17 protein-coding genes are annotated in these 15659 nt (G+C 62.0%); 8 read left to right on the top strand and 9 right to left on the bottom strand.

Features of this window, described 5'->3' with window-relative positions:
- Nucleotides 1–76 precede the first annotated feature (76 nt).
- Nucleotides 77–859: an SDR family NAD(P)-dependent oxidoreductase gene (locus Q1V51_RS03470; protein ID WP_300552898.1), complete on the top strand. Its 783-nt coding sequence runs from the start codon at nucleotides 77–79 to the stop codon at nucleotides 857–859.
- A 78-nt stretch (nucleotides 860–937) separates the two neighbouring features.
- On the opposite strand, the gene Q1V51_RS03465 is transcribed toward Q1V51_RS03470, so the two are convergent.
- Nucleotides 938–1468 carry a hypothetical protein gene (locus Q1V51_RS03465; protein ID WP_300552896.1) on the bottom strand — a complete coding sequence of 177 codons (531 nt, stop codon included), beginning with the start codon at nucleotides 1466–1468 and terminating at the stop codon, nucleotides 938–940.
- 135 nt (nucleotides 1469–1603) lie between these two features.
- Here Q1V51_RS03465 and Q1V51_RS03460 point away from each other — a divergent pair, with 135 nt between their 5' ends.
- Entirely contained in the window at nucleotides 1604–1942 is a 339-nt protein-coding gene (locus Q1V51_RS03460) for a hypothetical protein (protein ID WP_300552894.1), read from the top strand.
- A 4-nt stretch (nucleotides 1943–1946) separates the two neighbouring features.
- Here Q1V51_RS03460 and Q1V51_RS03455 read toward each other — a convergent pair whose 3' ends face one another.
- The 4 genes from Q1V51_RS03455 to dapF all read right to left on the bottom strand — a co-directional run bounded on the left by Q1V51_RS03455 (nucleotide 1947) and on the right by dapF (nucleotide 5053).
- Complete coding sequence (locus tag Q1V51_RS03455; protein ID WP_300552892.1) at nucleotides 1947–2222, bottom strand: Usg family protein; 276 nt, start codon at nucleotides 2220–2222, stop codon at nucleotides 1947–1949.
- 75 nt (nucleotides 2223–2297) lie between these two features.
- A complete protein-coding gene (locus Q1V51_RS03450; protein ID WP_300552889.1) occupies nucleotides 2298–3590 on the bottom strand; it encodes a tetratricopeptide repeat protein in 1293 nt (430 codons plus the stop codon).
- A gap of 125 nt (nucleotides 3591–3715) precedes the next feature.
- Complete coding sequence (locus Q1V51_RS03445) at nucleotides 3716–4180, bottom strand: YtoQ family protein (protein WP_300552886.1); 465 nt, start codon at nucleotides 4178–4180, stop codon at nucleotides 3716–3718.
- A 15-nt stretch (nucleotides 4181–4195) separates the two neighbouring features.
- The gene (dapF, locus tag Q1V51_RS03440; RefSeq protein ID WP_300552884.1) at nucleotides 4196–5053 is read right to left on the bottom strand and encodes a diaminopimelate epimerase; all 858 of its coding nucleotides are present in this window, start codon (nucleotides 5051–5053) and stop codon (nucleotides 4196–4198) included.
- Between the two features lie 44 nt (nucleotides 5054–5097).
- Between dapF and Q1V51_RS03435 the strand changes: the two genes are divergently transcribed.
- Nucleotides 5098–7278, top strand: coding sequence for a prolyl oligopeptidase family serine peptidase (locus Q1V51_RS03435; protein ID WP_300552882.1), 2181 nt, complete (start codon nucleotides 5098–5100; stop codon nucleotides 7276–7278).
- Between the two features lie 62 nt (nucleotides 7279–7340).
- On the top strand, nucleotides 7341–8255 hold the full coding sequence (locus Q1V51_RS03430) for a hypothetical protein (protein ID WP_300552880.1): 915 nt from the start codon (nucleotides 7341–7343) through the stop codon (nucleotides 8253–8255).
- On the opposite strand, the gene Q1V51_RS03425 is transcribed toward Q1V51_RS03430, so the two are convergent.
- The 4 genes from Q1V51_RS03425 to Q1V51_RS03410 form a co-directional block, all read right to left on the bottom strand.
- Nucleotides 8248–8904, bottom strand: coding sequence for an HAD-IA family hydrolase (locus Q1V51_RS03425; protein ID WP_300552877.1), 657 nt, complete (start codon nucleotides 8902–8904; stop codon nucleotides 8248–8250). The genes Q1V51_RS03430 and Q1V51_RS03425 overlap by 8 nt on opposite strands.
- Nucleotides 8904–9950: a hypothetical protein gene (locus Q1V51_RS03420; protein ID WP_300552875.1), complete on the bottom strand. Its 1047-nt coding sequence runs from the start codon at nucleotides 9948–9950 to the stop codon at nucleotides 8904–8906. Before Q1V51_RS03420 ends, Q1V51_RS03425 begins: the two co-directional genes overlap by 1 nt.
- 101 nt (nucleotides 9951–10051) lie before the next feature.
- Nucleotides 10052–10549 (bottom strand): hypothetical protein, encoded by a 498-nt coding sequence (locus Q1V51_RS03415; protein WP_300552873.1) that lies wholly within the window; start codon nucleotides 10547–10549, stop codon nucleotides 10052–10054.
- Between the two features lie 71 nt (nucleotides 10550–10620).
- Nucleotides 10621–12309, bottom strand: coding sequence for a hypothetical protein (locus Q1V51_RS03410; RefSeq protein ID WP_300552871.1), 1689 nt, complete (start codon nucleotides 12307–12309; stop codon nucleotides 10621–10623).
- 193 nt (nucleotides 12310–12502) lie between these two features.
- Here Q1V51_RS03410 and Q1V51_RS03405 point away from each other — a divergent pair, with 193 nt between their 5' ends.
- The 4 genes from Q1V51_RS03405 (at nucleotide 12503) to Q1V51_RS03390 (ending at nucleotide 15630) form a co-directional block, all read left to right on the top strand.
- On the top strand, nucleotides 12503–13213 hold the full coding sequence (locus Q1V51_RS03405; protein WP_300552868.1) for a response regulator transcription factor: 711 nt from the start codon (nucleotides 12503–12505) through the stop codon (nucleotides 13211–13213).
- A gap of 52 nt (nucleotides 13214–13265) precedes the next feature.
- Nucleotides 13266–14861 carry a stimulus-sensing domain-containing protein gene (locus Q1V51_RS03400; RefSeq protein ID WP_300552865.1) on the top strand — a complete coding sequence of 532 codons (1596 nt, stop codon included), beginning with the start codon at nucleotides 13266–13268 and terminating at the stop codon, nucleotides 14859–14861.
- Between the two features lie 89 nt (nucleotides 14862–14950).
- Nucleotides 14951–15358: a PTS sugar transporter subunit IIA gene (locus Q1V51_RS03395; protein WP_300529665.1), complete on the top strand. Its 408-nt coding sequence runs from the start codon at nucleotides 14951–14953 to the stop codon at nucleotides 15356–15358.
- Nucleotides 15355–15630, top strand: coding sequence for an HPr family phosphocarrier protein (locus Q1V51_RS03390; protein WP_300552862.1), 276 nt, complete (start codon nucleotides 15355–15357; stop codon nucleotides 15628–15630). The genes Q1V51_RS03395 and Q1V51_RS03390 overlap by 4 nt, the downstream gene beginning before the upstream one ends.
- The last annotated feature ends 29 nt before the right edge of the window (nucleotides 15631–15659 follow it).

The raw sequence follows: 15659 nt of genomic DNA, 5'->3' as shown, positions 1-15659 counted from the left end.
TCAGGCGGCGCGTTTTCTTTTCTCCCGTCTCAGGCTATGTCGCTGGGCATACGGTTATCAATCCAGGGGAGAACCAATGAAACTCGACAATTCCATCTCCGCGGTCGTTACGGGCGGTGCATCCGGTCTCGGCGAAGGTACGGCGCGTCGTTTGGCGGCCGACGGTGCCAAGGTTGCGATTTTCGACATGAATGCCGAGCGCGGTGAAGCCGTGGCGAGCGAGATCGGCGGCGTCTTCTGCCAGGTCAATGTCGCTGACGAAGCCAGCGTTGATGCCGGTTTCGAAAAGGCCCGTGCCGCCAATGGCCAGGAGCGCATCCTGATCAATTGCGCCGGTGTCGGTGCCGCAGAGAAGACGGCACGCCGCTCGTCCTCTTCCGGTGAGATCTCTGCCCATTCCATGGAGCGCTTCAACCGCGTCATCGCCATCAATCTGATCGGTTCTTTCATGTGTGCCGCCAAGTCGGCTGCCGGCATGATGTCGCTCGACCCGCTCGGTGACAGCGGCCGTGGCATTATTGTCCACACGGCTTCTGTCGCAGCCCAGGACGGCCAGATCGGCCAGGTGTCCTATTCCGCGTCAAAGGGCGGCATTTACGGCATGACTCTGCCGATGGCGCGCGATCTCGCCAAGGAGCAGATCCGCGTCAACACCATCCTGCCGGGATTCTTCGAGACACCGATCTACCAGCAGATGCCGCCGGAAGTGAAAATCTCCCTGGCCTCGCACCTGCAGTTCCCGACCCGTTTCGGTACTCCCGCAGAATACGCTGACCTGGTCGCCTTCATGGTGTCGAACGACTACATCAATGCCGAATGTGTCCGCCTCGACGCTGGCGCGCGCATGCCCCCGAAATAGGGGCTGTCGGCTGATCACAAGCAAAACCCCGGAGGTCCGCCTCCGGGGTTTTGTTTTTGGGGTCTGTGCGAGGGCCGCCTATTCCGGCTGGGGCAGCACGATGTCATCTGCCAGGTTGGACATCACATCACGGGCATCAAAGGCGCGCGGGTGGTCCGGCTTGGGGCCTTCACCCAGGACAATCTCGGCGCTGGCCTCGAAACGGGTGATCTCTCGGGTGTGCATGTCATCCCAGAACGGATCATAGCGGCCACGCCAGCCCCAGCGCGGGTGGTAATAGCTGTAATGCACGAAGAAGCCGCGATAGCGCGGATTGTGCAGTTCACTCGGGAAGCGGCGCGTCTCGCTGTCGACATTGCGCTCCACGACTTCGAAATGATCATAGCCCTGTTCCACCGTCAGCTCGGCTGCGCGGTAGAGGAGATAGGTCTCCACCGTCTCGCGATCGGTGATGGAATTGCCGCCGAACGATACCCGGAAGCGATCGGTTTCGATCTGGTTTTCTTCATAGCCCCAGCGCGAGCCAACGGCCGGCTGGTAAGGGGTGGGCATGCTGGTACAGGCTGCCAGCACCGTGATGCTCAACAGGATCAGGAGTGATCGTTTCATCTCTAAACTCCGCCTCGTCGCGTCCTCGCATAAATAATTATGCCTGCGAAAAGCCTCGAGGAAAGGGGAAAGTGGCGAAAAACCGGGAAAAGCACTAGGCTGTATTTGAATAGGGAAAAGGGGCGGGCCGTGTTTTTGAGTGCCTTGGTAGCCGTGGCGGGCTTGGGCCTGCCAGCGCTTGTCGATGAACCTGGCGGTGATGAAGTTTTTGCCAGCTGCATCCATCGCGGCGGTGACCACGAGGCCTGTCATTGTGTTTCCCGGGAAGCGCATTCCCGCTTCTCTGCCGACGAGCTCGAGATTGTCATCGTCGCGGCGGACCCTGAATTGAGCAGCGATGGGCGTGCTGAAGCGCTGCGACGCTGGGGCGCCAATCCAACCGACCTGTCCTCGGTAACGCGCCGTCTTGTCGCCGCGGAACCTGTGATCCAGCAGGCTTGCGGCGTCGGCATCCTGCGCATGCGGGGCGAGTGAGCGTTCAGTTCAGCCGCAGCTCGATATCGGCCCGGCTCCACTCCGCTGGTCCGATCAGGCCGCGATGGGCAATGCGGACGGTATGGATGACGGCATCGATCTCGGCGCGCCAGAAATCGAGGAAGCGGATCAGTCGAGGATAGCGCGTGGCCAAGTCCTGGGTCTGCCAGAGAAAGCTCTGAACAAGACTCGGATGATCCGGCATGTAATAGAGGACTTCTGCCGTCGTAAGCCTGTGTCCGCTCAGTTGAGCGGCGAAATCCCGGTCGGTCTCCATCATCATCGCCTCCTTTGCTCGCGCGGTGGAGACCATCAAGATTATGAGAAATGGGTGAACGGAATCTGAGCGCTGCGTTTACGGTAGATCCATTTCCAGGATGACGGTGGCCGGTCGCGCCGACTCTGGTTCATTGCCATCGGCCGGAAAGAGCGGCCAGGCGGCATTGGCGACAAGCCAGGCGCGGCCATCGGCAAGATCAACGAGGGTTGGTTCGGTGTCACCGGTCATATCCGGATGGGCGCGCAGCAGGACTTCCGTCGCGGCCACTTCGCGACCATCCCGGTCCAGATCGATAGCCATCATCTGATGCGGGGCGGCTCCGTTGCGCACGGCGACGAGACGGCCGTCACGGGTGTTCAGGAGGCCATCAATACCGATCAGGGACGCCTCACCCGGGCGAACCAGGGAGACGGACTGATCCCCCAGATCGATGCGCCAGATGCCGGTCGAATAATCTGCGGCGTACAATGCGCCCCGTGTCAGGGCGAGGCCTTGAAGGCTGACAAAGCGGGGGTCCTCGACCAGGAGTTCAAGCTGGCCGGAGATGGAATTTAGCACGTAAATGCGCGGCGCACCGGCATCAGCGACATAGACCATGCCATCGCGGACGACGAAGTCGGCCATCCGTTCGGCCCCGTCGATCTCGTAGCGGTTATAGAGATCACCCGTCATTAGGTCGAAAGCGAACAAGGCCGTGCCGGGCGTCTCGCCCTCGGCCATCGGCGTTTGCGGAACCACCCCGGAGGCTGCCCAGACCATACGGGTGCGATCATCGACGGCGATACCAAACACTGACCAGAGACCATCATCCTGATCGGCGAAGACGATGGGATCATTGGGCGCAAAGGGTTCCAGCAGCAGGATTTCACGCTGGGCCACAGAGGACAGGAAAATCCGGTCGGTCTCGATATCGACCGCCACGCCTTCGATCAGGGCATCCGGTCGGTCGATCACGGCTGCGCGTTCAGCTCTCCCGACGGGTTCGCCATTGGCCGCCAGTGCGGCGTTGACGGCTGCAAAGCGGGCCGGCTCGGCTTCGCTGAGCCAATCGGCCACACGCGAGGTGTCATAGGTCAGGCCGGCCGCATCCATAGCTTCCAGTGCGTCGAGCGCATCTTCCGGATGTTCGGCGCGGCGGGCGACGGTGACCAGACCGTTGAGTACGGCCGGGTGGCCCGGCTTGAGATCCCGCACAGCTTCCAGTGCGCGTTTGGCGGCTTCGAAATCACCGGCTTGCAGGGCCTGGTTGGCCAGGCCGAACAGCTCGATCGACACGGTCTGCTGCGTGACGGCCGCGGCCTCGTCCTGGGCCATGGCCGGAACAGCCAGTCCAGCCGCCAGCGCGGCGCTAAGAAAGAATTGGCGCATCATCCTGCCCTTGGGTCTGATCCCGATGCTGATCCCCAACCGCGACGAAATCGCGGCCCTTCAGGGGATAATATGAGACAATGCCCGCGAGCGACAATGAACTCGGCAGTGAGGGGAAACCGGCTTTAGCGGTTCAACGTCCCGTCGATGACATAGGCGAGGATTTCCGCCACCTGTTCCGGCTCCTGTGCAACAGCGAGCGCGGCGCCATCGACCTCCTTGAGCGCATGGGTCAAGCTCTCGTCGTGCAAGGTGATGAGTGGTGTGCCGAGGGCGGCGGCGAAGCCGGCATCAAAGGCGGCATTCCACTGCCTGTACTTGTCGCCAAAGCGCACGACGGCGATGTCGGCGCGTTCCATCAGCGTGCGGGTCCGGATCGCATTGAGCTTGGCGCCCTTGTGATCGCGCCAGAACGGCTTGTCTTCTTCGCCCAGGATCACCGCGCCGCAATCATCGCTGTCGGCATGCACGGTCACCGGGCCGACGAAATCGACCGGCAAGTCCATGCGGTCAACGGCATCAATGATGCGGTCGCGCCAATCCGTGTGAATTTCGCCGGAGAGATAAACGGTCCAGATCGCTTCGCTCATGACAGGGCCCTGACGTTAGAGTTGGATATCGACCTCGCCCTCGTCCTCGACGGGGCCGGTCAGGATGACGTGGTTGTCGTGTTCGCGCCATTCGACATGCAGTTCGCCGCCATCGGCCATGATGGATGCGGAGCGGGCGGCGAGACCGCGACGGTGAGCGGCGACCAGGGTCGCGCAGGCGGCCGTACCGCAGGCCGCGGTGATCCCGGCGCCGCGCTCCCAGACCCGCAGGCGAATATGCGAGGCGTCAAAGATCTGGGCAAAGCCGGCATTGACGCGTTCGGGGAAGACCGGATCCATTTCGACCTCCCGGCCGAGAGCCGCGAGAGGCAGGCTTTCGACGTCACGGACGAAGAAGACCGCATGGGGGTTGCCCATATTGACCGCACCGGGATTCTCGACTCGGACGCCCGCAGCCTCTGCGGCAAAATCGAGCTGGACCGTGTCCATCTCACGCGCCAGCGGGATGTTCTGCCAATTCAGGCGTGGTTCGCCCATATCGACACGGATTTGCCCGTTCTCTGCGGTGTCGGCGTGAAGCAGGCCGCCAACCGTACCAATCACCACGCGATCGAGCCCCTCGTCCTGCATCATCGCCTGCGCTGCCGCCCGCGTACCATTGCCGCAGGCACCGACCTCGTCACCATCGGCATTCCAGATCCTCATGAAGGCATCCGCGCCGTCTGCATCTTCCAGCACAAGTAACTGATCAAACTGGAATTCACCCGCCCAGCGACGGATCTGGTCGACGGCCGGAGAGAGCCGTCCGGCCCGTCCGCGAACATCGGCCAGGATAAAGCGGTTGCCCGCGCCATTCATACGTCTTGCCTTCATGGCGCCCGGATAGCCGCTAGACGGCTTTACGTCCAGCATGGCTCGGTCTTAACTGCGCGCCGAAGAGTTAAGGGGAGACATGAATGTCTAACGTGACCAAGGCCTCGATTGCCGGTGTCAGCATGCTTGCGCTTGCGGCCTGTAATCCGGCGACCCATCAAGAGGATGTACCCGTGGAGGCAGGCACAGCCGAAACCGGCGGCGAACGCCAGATCGTGGAAATCGATCCGAACAATGACCCGCGCCTGTGGCTGGAAGAAGTCGAAGGCGAGGAGGCGATTGCCTGGGCCGAGGGCGAAAACGCCCGCACCTTTGAGCGCCTGCAGGGCGATGAACGCTATCAGGGCCTGTATGACCAGGCGCTGGCCGTCTACCAGAGCGAAGACCGCATCCCCTACGGCACGTTCCAGGGCGGTTATGTCTGGAACTTCTGGCAGGACGCGACCAATACCCATGGTCTGTGGCGCCGGACGACGATGGAAAGCTATCTCACCGATAGCCCGGACTGGGATGTCATCCTTGATCTGGACACCCTGTCGGACGCAGAAGAGTCCAATTGGGTCTGGCGCGGCGCGAACTGTCTCGCCCCGGCCTATGACCGTTGCATGATCACCCTGTCTGATGGTGGCTCCGATGCCGCCGTGCGGCGCGAGTTCTCCGTCTCCGAGCGCGGCTTTGTGGAGGGTGGATTCGTGACGCCGGAAGCCAAGGGCGGTGTCAGCTGGATCGATGCCGATACGCTGATGGTGGGGCTCGCAACCAGCGAAGGCGATACCACCGATAGCGGCTATCCGTCCGTGGCCTATCGCTGGGCCCGCGGCACGGACCTGTCCGCTGCGACCGAAGCCGTACGCGGTGATCGCGAGGATGTCGGCCTGTTCTCCTTCCGCGTCGAAGACAGCGATGGCACCGTCTACATGATGGCCTCGGAAGCTGACACCTTCTACGATACGACCTGGTGGTATTTGCCCAATGAGGGTGAGGCCATGCAGCTGCCGCTGCCGCCGAAATCCTCGATCCAGGAAATGTATCAGGGTCAGCTCGTCTTCACCCTTCAGGAAGACTGGACCCCGGTAGAGGGCGGCGAAACCTACCCGTCGGGCGCGCTGCTGTCGTTTGAAATGGCTGCGTTCGCCGCGTCCGGCGAGCTGCCGGACGTGCACACCGTGTATGTGCTGCGTGAGCGCCAGTCGCTCGGTGGCATCGGCGCAACCCGGTCCGCACTCATGGTCGCGATTGACGAGAATGTCGTTGGCGGTATCGAGGCCTTCCAGTTCGCCGATGGCGAATGGACCTCGGAGAGCCTGCCCGTGCCCGAGAACCTCACTATTGCCCTGGGGTCGACCAATTCGAGCGAGGACATCGCCTTCATGAATGCCGAAGGCTTCCTGACGCCGGACACGCTCTACATGATCAATGCGGCGGACATGACGGTGAACCCGATCAAGTCCATCCCGGAGCGCTTCAACGCCGAAGGCCTGGTGGTCGAACAGCTGGAAGCTGAATCCACCGACGGTACGATGATCCCGTATTTCGTGGTGCGCCGCGAAGACACGGTCATGGATGGTTCCACCCCGACCCTGCTCTACGCTTACGGCGGGTTCGAGGTCTCCATCCGCCCGAGCTATTCCGGCAGCCGGGGCCAGCTTTGGCTCGAAAATGGCGGCGCTTACGTGGTGGCCAATATCCGTGGCGGTGGCGAGTTCGGCCCGTCCTGGCACCAGGCCGGTCTGAAAATGGACCGCCAGCGCATCTATGACGACCTCATTGCGGTTGCCGAGGACATGCACACCAATGGCCTGACCAGCCCGCGCCGGACCGCGGTCTATGGTGGGTCCAATGGCGGCCTTTTGACCGGTGTCATGTACACCCAGCGTCCGGACTTGTGGAACGCAGTCATCTCGGCCGTGCCGCTGCTCGACATGCTGCGCTATCACACGCTGCTGGCCGGAGCGTCCTGGATGGGTGAGTACGGCAATCCGGAAGACCCGGATGAAGGCGCTTTCCTGCGCTCGATCTCGCCGTATCACAATGTCGATGCCAATGGTGAGTATCCGGAGATCTATCTCTACACCTCGACCAAGGATGACCGCGTCCATCCCGGACATGCTCGCAAGATGGCGCATCTCCTGTCCGAGCTCGGACATGATTATCTCTATTACGAGAATATCGAGGGCGGCCACTCCGCGGCGGCCAATCTGGAGGAACTGGCGCGTCGTGATGCGATGCTCTACGCCTTCCTGATGCAAAAGCTGATGGATTAAATCCAGCTGGCGGGGCGGGCCCAAGGGTCCGCCCCGCTGCTTTCAAGACGAGGGTTCTGCGGGTGAAAATCGATCTGGAATCGCGCATCATCGACGCGGTCAATGCACGCGGGCCGCTGCTGGGCCGTGAACTTATGGCGGCCCTGGACGGGGCCGCCTATCTCGATGTCTGGCGGGCCTGTTTCGGCTCGGGCTTCCTGCAGATCTCGCACTTCGCCCGCTATTATCTGCGCTTTGATGTGACGCGGGAGGATTATATCCGCCTCAGCCCGTCTATTCTGCGCGATTTCCTGACCTTCACCCTGATATCCCTGCCGCACCAACGTGAGCAGGTCATCGAGCGTCAGATCCAGCTGTCCAACCAGCACCGCGAGATCTCGGTCTACAAGCTCAAGGTCGCCCGGCAGACGGTGATGGCGCTGAGCCAGGCTGCGCGCCGGGATGTGCTGGCCAATGGTGTCTGCTTCGTGGCCGGTGACATCGCCTATTATCTCGCCCACAACGAACCGCGCGAGAACGCGGCCCTGGGCAAGATGGTGCAGGGTTCTGACGTTGATATCGTGGTGGTTTTCCGTGACGGGTTTGATCCCAAGCGCATCGCCGAGATCGACGAGGAAATGCTCGAGGTGAAGCATTACATCCTGCGCTCGACCAATTTCCGCGAAGAGGTCGATTTCGTCGTCAAGACGGAAGAGAAAATGCGGAGCCAGCTCGGCTATAGCGATATTCACCAGAAAATTGCCTCGAAAATCCTCTATGAAAGCCTCTTCCTGGCCGGGGATTTCGAGTTCTATTCCCAGCTCAAGAGCGCGCTGGGCAAGAGCGGCACGGAAGCCAAGATCAATGCCGATTTCGAAGCAGCGCTCGATAGCCGCAAGCATTCCATGAAGCGTTTGCTGAACTCGGAAAGCGGTATCGAGGACAAGTCGATCCAGTCGCTTTTCTTCTTCTCCCAGGAACGCCTGGAATTTACCTGATCGTGATGCGCATGACCGCCGCGCCGGTCGCATCGCGCTCAATTGCCAGCTGGTCATGCCCGGCGATATGGGCGCTCGCGTCGTCCGGCGTAGGGGGATCGGTATTGAGATAGATCGCCGGCATGCCCGCCGCGTGGGCCGCCGCGATGCCCGGGCCGGCGTCTTCGATCACCAGGCAATCGCCCGGCTCCACGCCCAGTTTCGCAGCCCCCAGAAGGAAGCCGTCCGGAGCCGGCTTGCCGCGTTCGACATCGCGCGCGGTGACCCAGACGGTCGGTTGCGGATGCCCGGCTGCCTGCATGCGGGCCTGTGCCAGTTCCAGCGGAGCAGAGGTCACGACCGCCCACTCCTCTGGCTTCAGGGCGGCCAGGATTGGCGCCACGCCCGGGATTGGCACGGTGAGATGGGCACTCGCCATTTCCTGGTCAATCAGCCCGGCCCACACCGTTTCGATATCCGCTTCCGGCATGAAATGACGGATGACCTCGACCGCCTTGCGGCCGTGGATACGGGCTTTCACGGCGGCGAAATCGAGGCCGTGCTTGTCGGCCCAGAGCTGCCAGCTCGCCTCGATCGCGGGATTGCTGTCCACGAGCACGCCATCCATGTCGAACAGGATGGCCTGGAAGGGCAGGCTCTGGTCTGGCATCAACCGGTCGCCCGGGCGTGGAGATGGCGCAGCACGGCCAGACGCGCCTCGCTCAGCGTCTGCTGGCGGCGTCCGGCGATGGTCTGGGCGTCGCTGAGAAAACGTTCGAGCTTGTAGCGCTGCGCCTTTGCCGAGCCCCAGGCGAAGGCCGGCACATATTTGCCCTCGGGCGCCTCAAACAGGTTGGCGCCGAGATCGATGATCGAGCCGGTCGACAGCATGGTCCCGATGCCGGTCTTGACGAATTCCGAGATCACCGAGCCAAACTTGATCGTTCCGGTGTCGTACGCCACCGGAACATCATGGGCCGCATCATGGTCCGGCGCGGAAAGGCGAACCTCGCCATAATTATTTTTCAGGTCAGATGTGGTCGTGACGGCACCCAGATTGACCCATTGGCCGATCAGGGAATGGCCGACAAAGCCTTCATGATGCTTGTTGGAGAAGTCGTTGAAGACCGAATTTTCGACTTCGCCGCCAATGCGGCCATGGCGTCCGATGACGCCGGAGGAGATATGGGCGCTGTCGATGCGCGCGTCCGGCCCGATATAGGCGGGACCGGCGATATAGCTCATGCGGGCGATCCGGGCATTGGCATCGATCATGACCGGCCCGCCGTCGGTATTGATGATACAGCCCGGCTCGATCACGGCGGATGGATGACGTTTGAGATCGTCCTGAGGCCCGATGACAGTCGGTGCATCACTGACAAACCCGTCGAGCTGGCCGGTGCGGCCCAGGAGCGCGATGTCCGCGCTGATCCGGTCACTGAGGCCGGCGATAACCTGCCCGGCGTCAAGGCCGGTGCTGGACAGGCCCTGATCGGCCTCGCCGGTGTCTTCATGCGCGAAACCGGCGGCGGCCCGAACCCTGTCACCCAGGACGTCATCGCGGCAGGCATAGGCGAAATGCGTTACACCCTCCGCCTTCAGGCGCTCAACCGGGGTCAGCACGCCGTCGCGGGCGTGAAACACACTGAGTGTTGGCGAAATGAACCGCGTTGCGATGGAAAGATCATCGTCGAGGAGAACGCGTGTCGTGGTCATGCCCGTCCGCCGGTCCTGCTGGAGCCCGTTCCGGACGGGCCTGGAAGACCCCTAGATGCCGTGACTTGCCCGGCTTGAGCAAGTCGCGATGCCATTTTCACCTATTCGAACGCCGCCTCGACCGGCCAGTCGTCCGTTTGCTGGCGCCAGAGCAGGGACGCGACTTTCCACTCACCTTCCATCTTGAAGAAGGTGACGAAATTCACGCCGGTCAGGATCAGCTCGCCAGTGGCGCCGTTATAGCCCTCATAGGCGGAGCGCAGATAGGCGATCTCGCCGAACACTTCGACCTGATTGCGGGTGGCCGTCTCGGTGAAACCGTTCTCGACCAACCAGGGCCCGGAGCGCTCGATATAGTCTTCCAGCGTGATCACTCGGCCGCGCCCGGTGCCGTCTGGGCCCGGACCGACTGCGCCCATCGCGGCGTTGGGCAGGAAGAGGGTGCGCATGTGATCAAAGTCGCGGGCCTCGCCCACCGGTCCGGAGATCACGGCATAGACTTCATCCATGGCGGCAATGATGTCCGCCTCATCGTCGGCTGTGGCGGCGGGTACGCAAAGCAATGTCAGCGCTGCAAGGCCGGTAAGAAAACGAAGCATGGATAAATCTCCCCCTTGTTCAGGCGGAAGACACTGCCCGCACCTGGGCGCAGCGGCAAGTGACGCTTTGGTCAGGCTGCGGTATTGAGCTGCGACATGAGCTGCTGGATTTGCTGAACTTTCGGACGCCCATCCGGGCTCTGGGCTTCTTTCAGACCCATTTCCGACTTCAGCAGGCGCATCGCCCGGGCCTGGGCATCGCGCAGGCATTCGCCCTTGGGAAGGGCGCCGGCCTGGGCCAGCTTCAGCAAGGCCTGGGCCCGGTCGAGGGCCGGGCGTGGCCCTTTTTCGACAGCGCAGAGGATATTGGTCGTATCGAGGATTTTCAGCCCGAGCTGGTCGAGTGCGGTGGCCAGTTCATTCTTGTCCCGCTCCGGATAGCTGCCACGCAGGACGCGGGCTTGGTGTGCGGTCAGTTGAGACAGGGCCTCCAACGGCTTTCCGGGGCCGCGCACGAAATGCGTTTCGGTCTTGTTGGCGCCGAGCGTTGAGCGGACATAGCCGGCCAGTTTGGACTTGTTGCCTTCACCCACGAGGTTCTCCTCCAGCCCGAGCAGGAATTCGATTTCCTCGTTCGGGTCGCGGGCATAACGCAGCAATTCGTCGATCGCCTCGGGCTGCAGAAGGCGCGAGGAACGGGCGGTAAAAGCCTTGATCAGCCGGTCGGCCGGAAGGGCGGCATCCGCCGACATGACCAGTTTCTGGGCCAGGTCGCGCGCGAGCCGGATCTCTTCCCGGATCGAGGACGGGCGCAGGCGCTTGGGCTTTTCCAGTTCCTTCAGCAGAACCTGGGCAATGGCGGTGCGGCATTCACCCAGATCCCCATCGCCAATCTTCTGCGCCATCCGCTTGGCTGACCGGGGCGCCATGCCCAGCGCTTCGGCGCCATGGTCGCCATCATACAGACAGGTCAGGCGAATGACGGTCTCGCCGAGATCATTGCACTTGCCGAGCAAGGCTTCACGCCCGGCATCAAACCCGATCAGGTCGGTCAGATAGGCGTCGACTTCATTATGAGCGAACTCGCGGGCCTTCTCCTCAACGGGAAGCGTGTCGGCCATCTCCAGCAGGGTTTCCAGCTTGTCGCCATACTTCCTGGACGATTTGAGCCGGTCGGCCATGGCAGCGCGCAAGGCATATCCCCGGGCATCGGAGTTATGAATGTCTGAGGCGACCTGAGCGAAGTCCTTGCCCTTGGGATAGGTCTGGAGCCGGTTCTCGCGCGCATCCTTGTAGATGCGGTTGAGGCTGAGCTGGACCAGATCATTGAGCTGTTTGACCACGGTCTGGACATTGGCATCGCTGGTCTGGGCGCTGGCGACGGCGACTTTCTGCACGGCGTGCTGGAGCTCGGTGCCTGAGGCTTCAAGCTTTTCCACCAGATGAGCGCTGTGCAAGAGCTCCATGGGAAGTGCCTGCTGGCGCTCGAACCAGCCTGTCAGTGAGCGACGGATGGTGTCTCGGGCATGGCCTTTGGACAGGTCGTCCGGAGCAAAGCAGGGCAGCGCGGCGTCGCCGGTCTTGTCCTTGACCTTCCCGAACGCCTCCGCGCCGCCCTCGAAGATCGGGACCGAGCGGAAGGTGCGCTCGCCATTGTTGAAGTATTCCTTGGAGACCCGTACCGAGCCGGATTTGTGCTGGGCGAGAAGCGAGTGCGCGACCTTGATCGATTCATCGCGCTCCTTGCAGGCCCCATGCAAGGCCCAGCCGGATTTCTCGTTCTTCTTGAGAAAGACTTCGTAATGAACGTCTTCGGCCATGGCAGCGGATCCTCTCAACCGACCTCATTCTCGCCGAATTCGTTTAAAACCTTACTAACCATGGCAAAGCTGTTTCGAAGCGCTTGGCGTGTACGGGCAGAGGTGTCTATTGTGAAACGCGAACCGGGCGCCAAGCCCGCGTCCGTGCTGCACATTTCGAGCAGACTTTATCGGGACAGACTTCGGAGAAGGCATGGCTACCATCGCGCTTGTCGACGACGACGAGAACATCATCACATCGGTCTCCATTTTCCTCGAGGGTGAGGGCTATAATGTACGGACTTACAATGATGGCGCTTCGGCACTGACGGCGCTGACTGAGGATCCACCGGATCTGGGCATTTTCGATATCAAGATGCCGCGCATGGACGGGCTCGAATTGCTGCGTCGCCTGCGCCAGTCCTCTAATCTTCCAGTCATTTTCCTGACCTCCAAGGACGACGAATTTGACGAGGCGCTCGGCCTCAATCTCGGCGCCGATGACTATATCGCCAAGCCTTTCTCCCAGCGTCTGCTGGGCGAGCGGGTCAAGGCCGTGCTGCGCCGTGCTGGCGCGCAGGGTGATATTGGCGCACCGACCGGGCTGGAACCGGGCGACAGCAAGCCGCTCGAACGCGGCCAGCTTCTGCTCGACCCCAACCGGCATGCCTGCTCCTGGAACGGCGAACCGGTACGTCTCACCGTAACGGAATTTCTCATTCTCCAGGCTCTGGCGACCCGGCCGGGCTATGTCAAAAGCCGCGATAATCTGATGGATGCGGCCTATGACGATCAGGTCTATGTCGATGACCGTACCATCGACAGCCACATCAAGCGCATCCGCAAGAAATTCCGCGAAGTCGACAAGACTTTCGACTCGATCGAGACGCTCTATGGCGTTGGATACCGATACAAAGAGGACTGATCCGGCCCCGGCGGGAACACTTGCGCCCGTCGTGCGCTTGTGGCGCCGTCTGGTGGCAACGGCTCGCGGCTGGCGGCCGAATGCGTCGTCACGCCTGGCGCAACTGATCCTGTTTGCCAATTTCATCGCCCTGGGCGTGCTGGTCGTCGGCATGATGGCCCTGACGGAAACGCGCCGCGGCCTGGTCAATGCCAAGATCGAAAGCCTGCGTGTACAGGGCGAGCTGATCGCCAATGTCCTCGCCGAGGGCGCATCCGTGACCTCACCAACCCCGGCCATGAATAATGCTGATGCGCGGGCACTGCTGCGACAGCTCTACGTGCCCGAGGAATCCCGGGTGCTCTTGTTCGACAAGGGCGGTGACATTGTCGCCGACAGTCATTTGCTTGCCGATGTCTTCGAGAGTGTGGATTTGCCGCCACCCGGTGAGGAAGGTTCCGGCCTTGCCCAGGCCGCCCGGACGATTCCCTCGCGCATTCTCGACGGTTTCTCCAGCTTCCTCTCTACCGCAGAAGAACGTGCGGCCCTGAACCGGGATCTGACCCAGGAAGTGCAGCAGGTTATCGAGGGCGAACGCGTGGCCGGTGTGCGCTATGACGAGGCTGGCAGTCGGGTCGTATCGGTTTCCATTCCGATCCAGCCGGTCCGCGCGGTGATCGGGGTTGTCACAATCGAGAGCTATGACCTCGATACCCTGATACAGGCCGAACGGCGGGCCCTGGTGCCGTTTATCTTGATTGCGGCTCTGGTGACCGGAGTGTCGTCGCTGTCGCTGACCGTGTTCATCGCCCGCCCGATCCGGCGGCTGGCCCGCGCCGCCCAGGAGGCCCGCCGCGCAGGTGGGCGCCGGGTGAAAATGCCCGATCTTCGCGCCCGGCGGGATGAAATCGGCGAGCTCGGCGTGTCACTGTCGGAAATGACCGAGGCGCTATACGACCGGCTCGACGCGATCGAGCGATTTGCCGCCGATGTGGCCCACGAGCTCAAGAACCCGCTGACCTCGATTCGATCCGCTGCCGAAGTCCTGCCCCTGGCCAAGGACGAGGTCCGCCGTGACCGCCTGCTCAAGGTTATCGCCGCCGATGTCGGGCGGCTCGACCGCTTGATCACCGATATCTCACGCGCGTCCCGTGTTGATGCCGAACTGGCGCGCGAGGATATCGGACCCTTCGATCTGACCGGGCTTCTGGGCGAGCTGGCGGACACCTATAATGAGGCGCAGTCGGATGTACGGCTGGAGTTTGCCAATAATGTCCGCAATGGGCGGGTGCTTGGCCGCGAGGTTCCGCTCGGCCAGGTCTTCCGCAATCTGGTCGATAATGCTCTGACCTTCTCACCGCCTGGCAGCACGATCACCTTGACCGCCCGGCGCGGACATCGCGATGGCGGGGTGTCGCTGGTCGTCACGGTGGATGATGAGGGGCCGGGCATTCCCGAAGAAAACCTGGAAACCATCTTCGAGCGCTTCTACACCGAGAGGCCCAAGGGGGCGGCTTTTGGCGCCCATTCTGGTCTCGGCCTCGCGATATCACGCCAGATCGTCAAGGCACATGGCGGTCAGATCTACGCCGTCAACCGGCGGACCGAAGATGGCAGTGTGGGCGGTGCCCGCTTCACTGTCGATCTCCCCGCAGCGCCCGCAGAATAGCCCGTCGACCGCCCCGCGACTGAACTTCGCACGCTTACAGTTGCAAAAAGGCTTTCCCCCGGAGCGAAAGGCGCGTTTACATAGATGTCATGATTGGAGTTGTCATTGTCAGCCACGGCCGTTTGGCCGATGAATTCGTCGCCGCCACAGAGCATGTGGTCGGTCCGATGGACGCGTTTTTGGCGGTGTGCATCGGCCCGGACGATGACCTTGAGAAACGCCGCGCCGATATCCGTCAATCCATTGCCGATGCTGATCGCGGTGAAGGTGTGTTGATCCTGACCGACATGTTCGGCGGCACCCCGTCCAACCTGGCGATTTCCCTGCTCGAACCGGGCAAGGTCGAAGTCATTGCCGGCGTGAACTTGCCGATGCTGATCAAGCTGGCCGAAGCGCGTTCGCGCTCCTCGCTGGATGAACTGGCCGCGATGGGTGTTGATGCGGGCAAGCGCTATATCGCGATTGCTTCAACCGTGCTCGAGGGAGCCGGTAAGTGAGCACAGCCGAACGCCGGGTCACTGTCTGCAATGCGCGCGGCTTGCATGCCCGCGCGGCCGCGAAATTTGTCGAAATGGCGCAAGGCTTCGACGCTGTTGTCCACGTCTCGCGCGATGGCGAAACGGTTAATGCAGACAGCATTATGGAATTGCTGATGCTGGCGGCCAGCAAGGGTTGCGAGATCGACATCCGCAGCGATGGCAGCCAGGCCGAAGAGGCGATTGCAGCCCTGGCCGAGCTGGTCGAGGCCGGCTTCTACGAAACCGACTAGACGCGCAAGGCCAGGTGCGGGGCGATCAG

Source organism: Maricaulis sp., from assembly GCF_030149235.1.
Lineage (GTDB): Bacteria > Pseudomonadota > Alphaproteobacteria > Caulobacterales > Maricaulaceae > Maricaulis.
The sequence above is the reverse complement of the archived record's forward strand: the minus strand, read 5'-3'. Positions and strand labels throughout refer to the sequence as shown.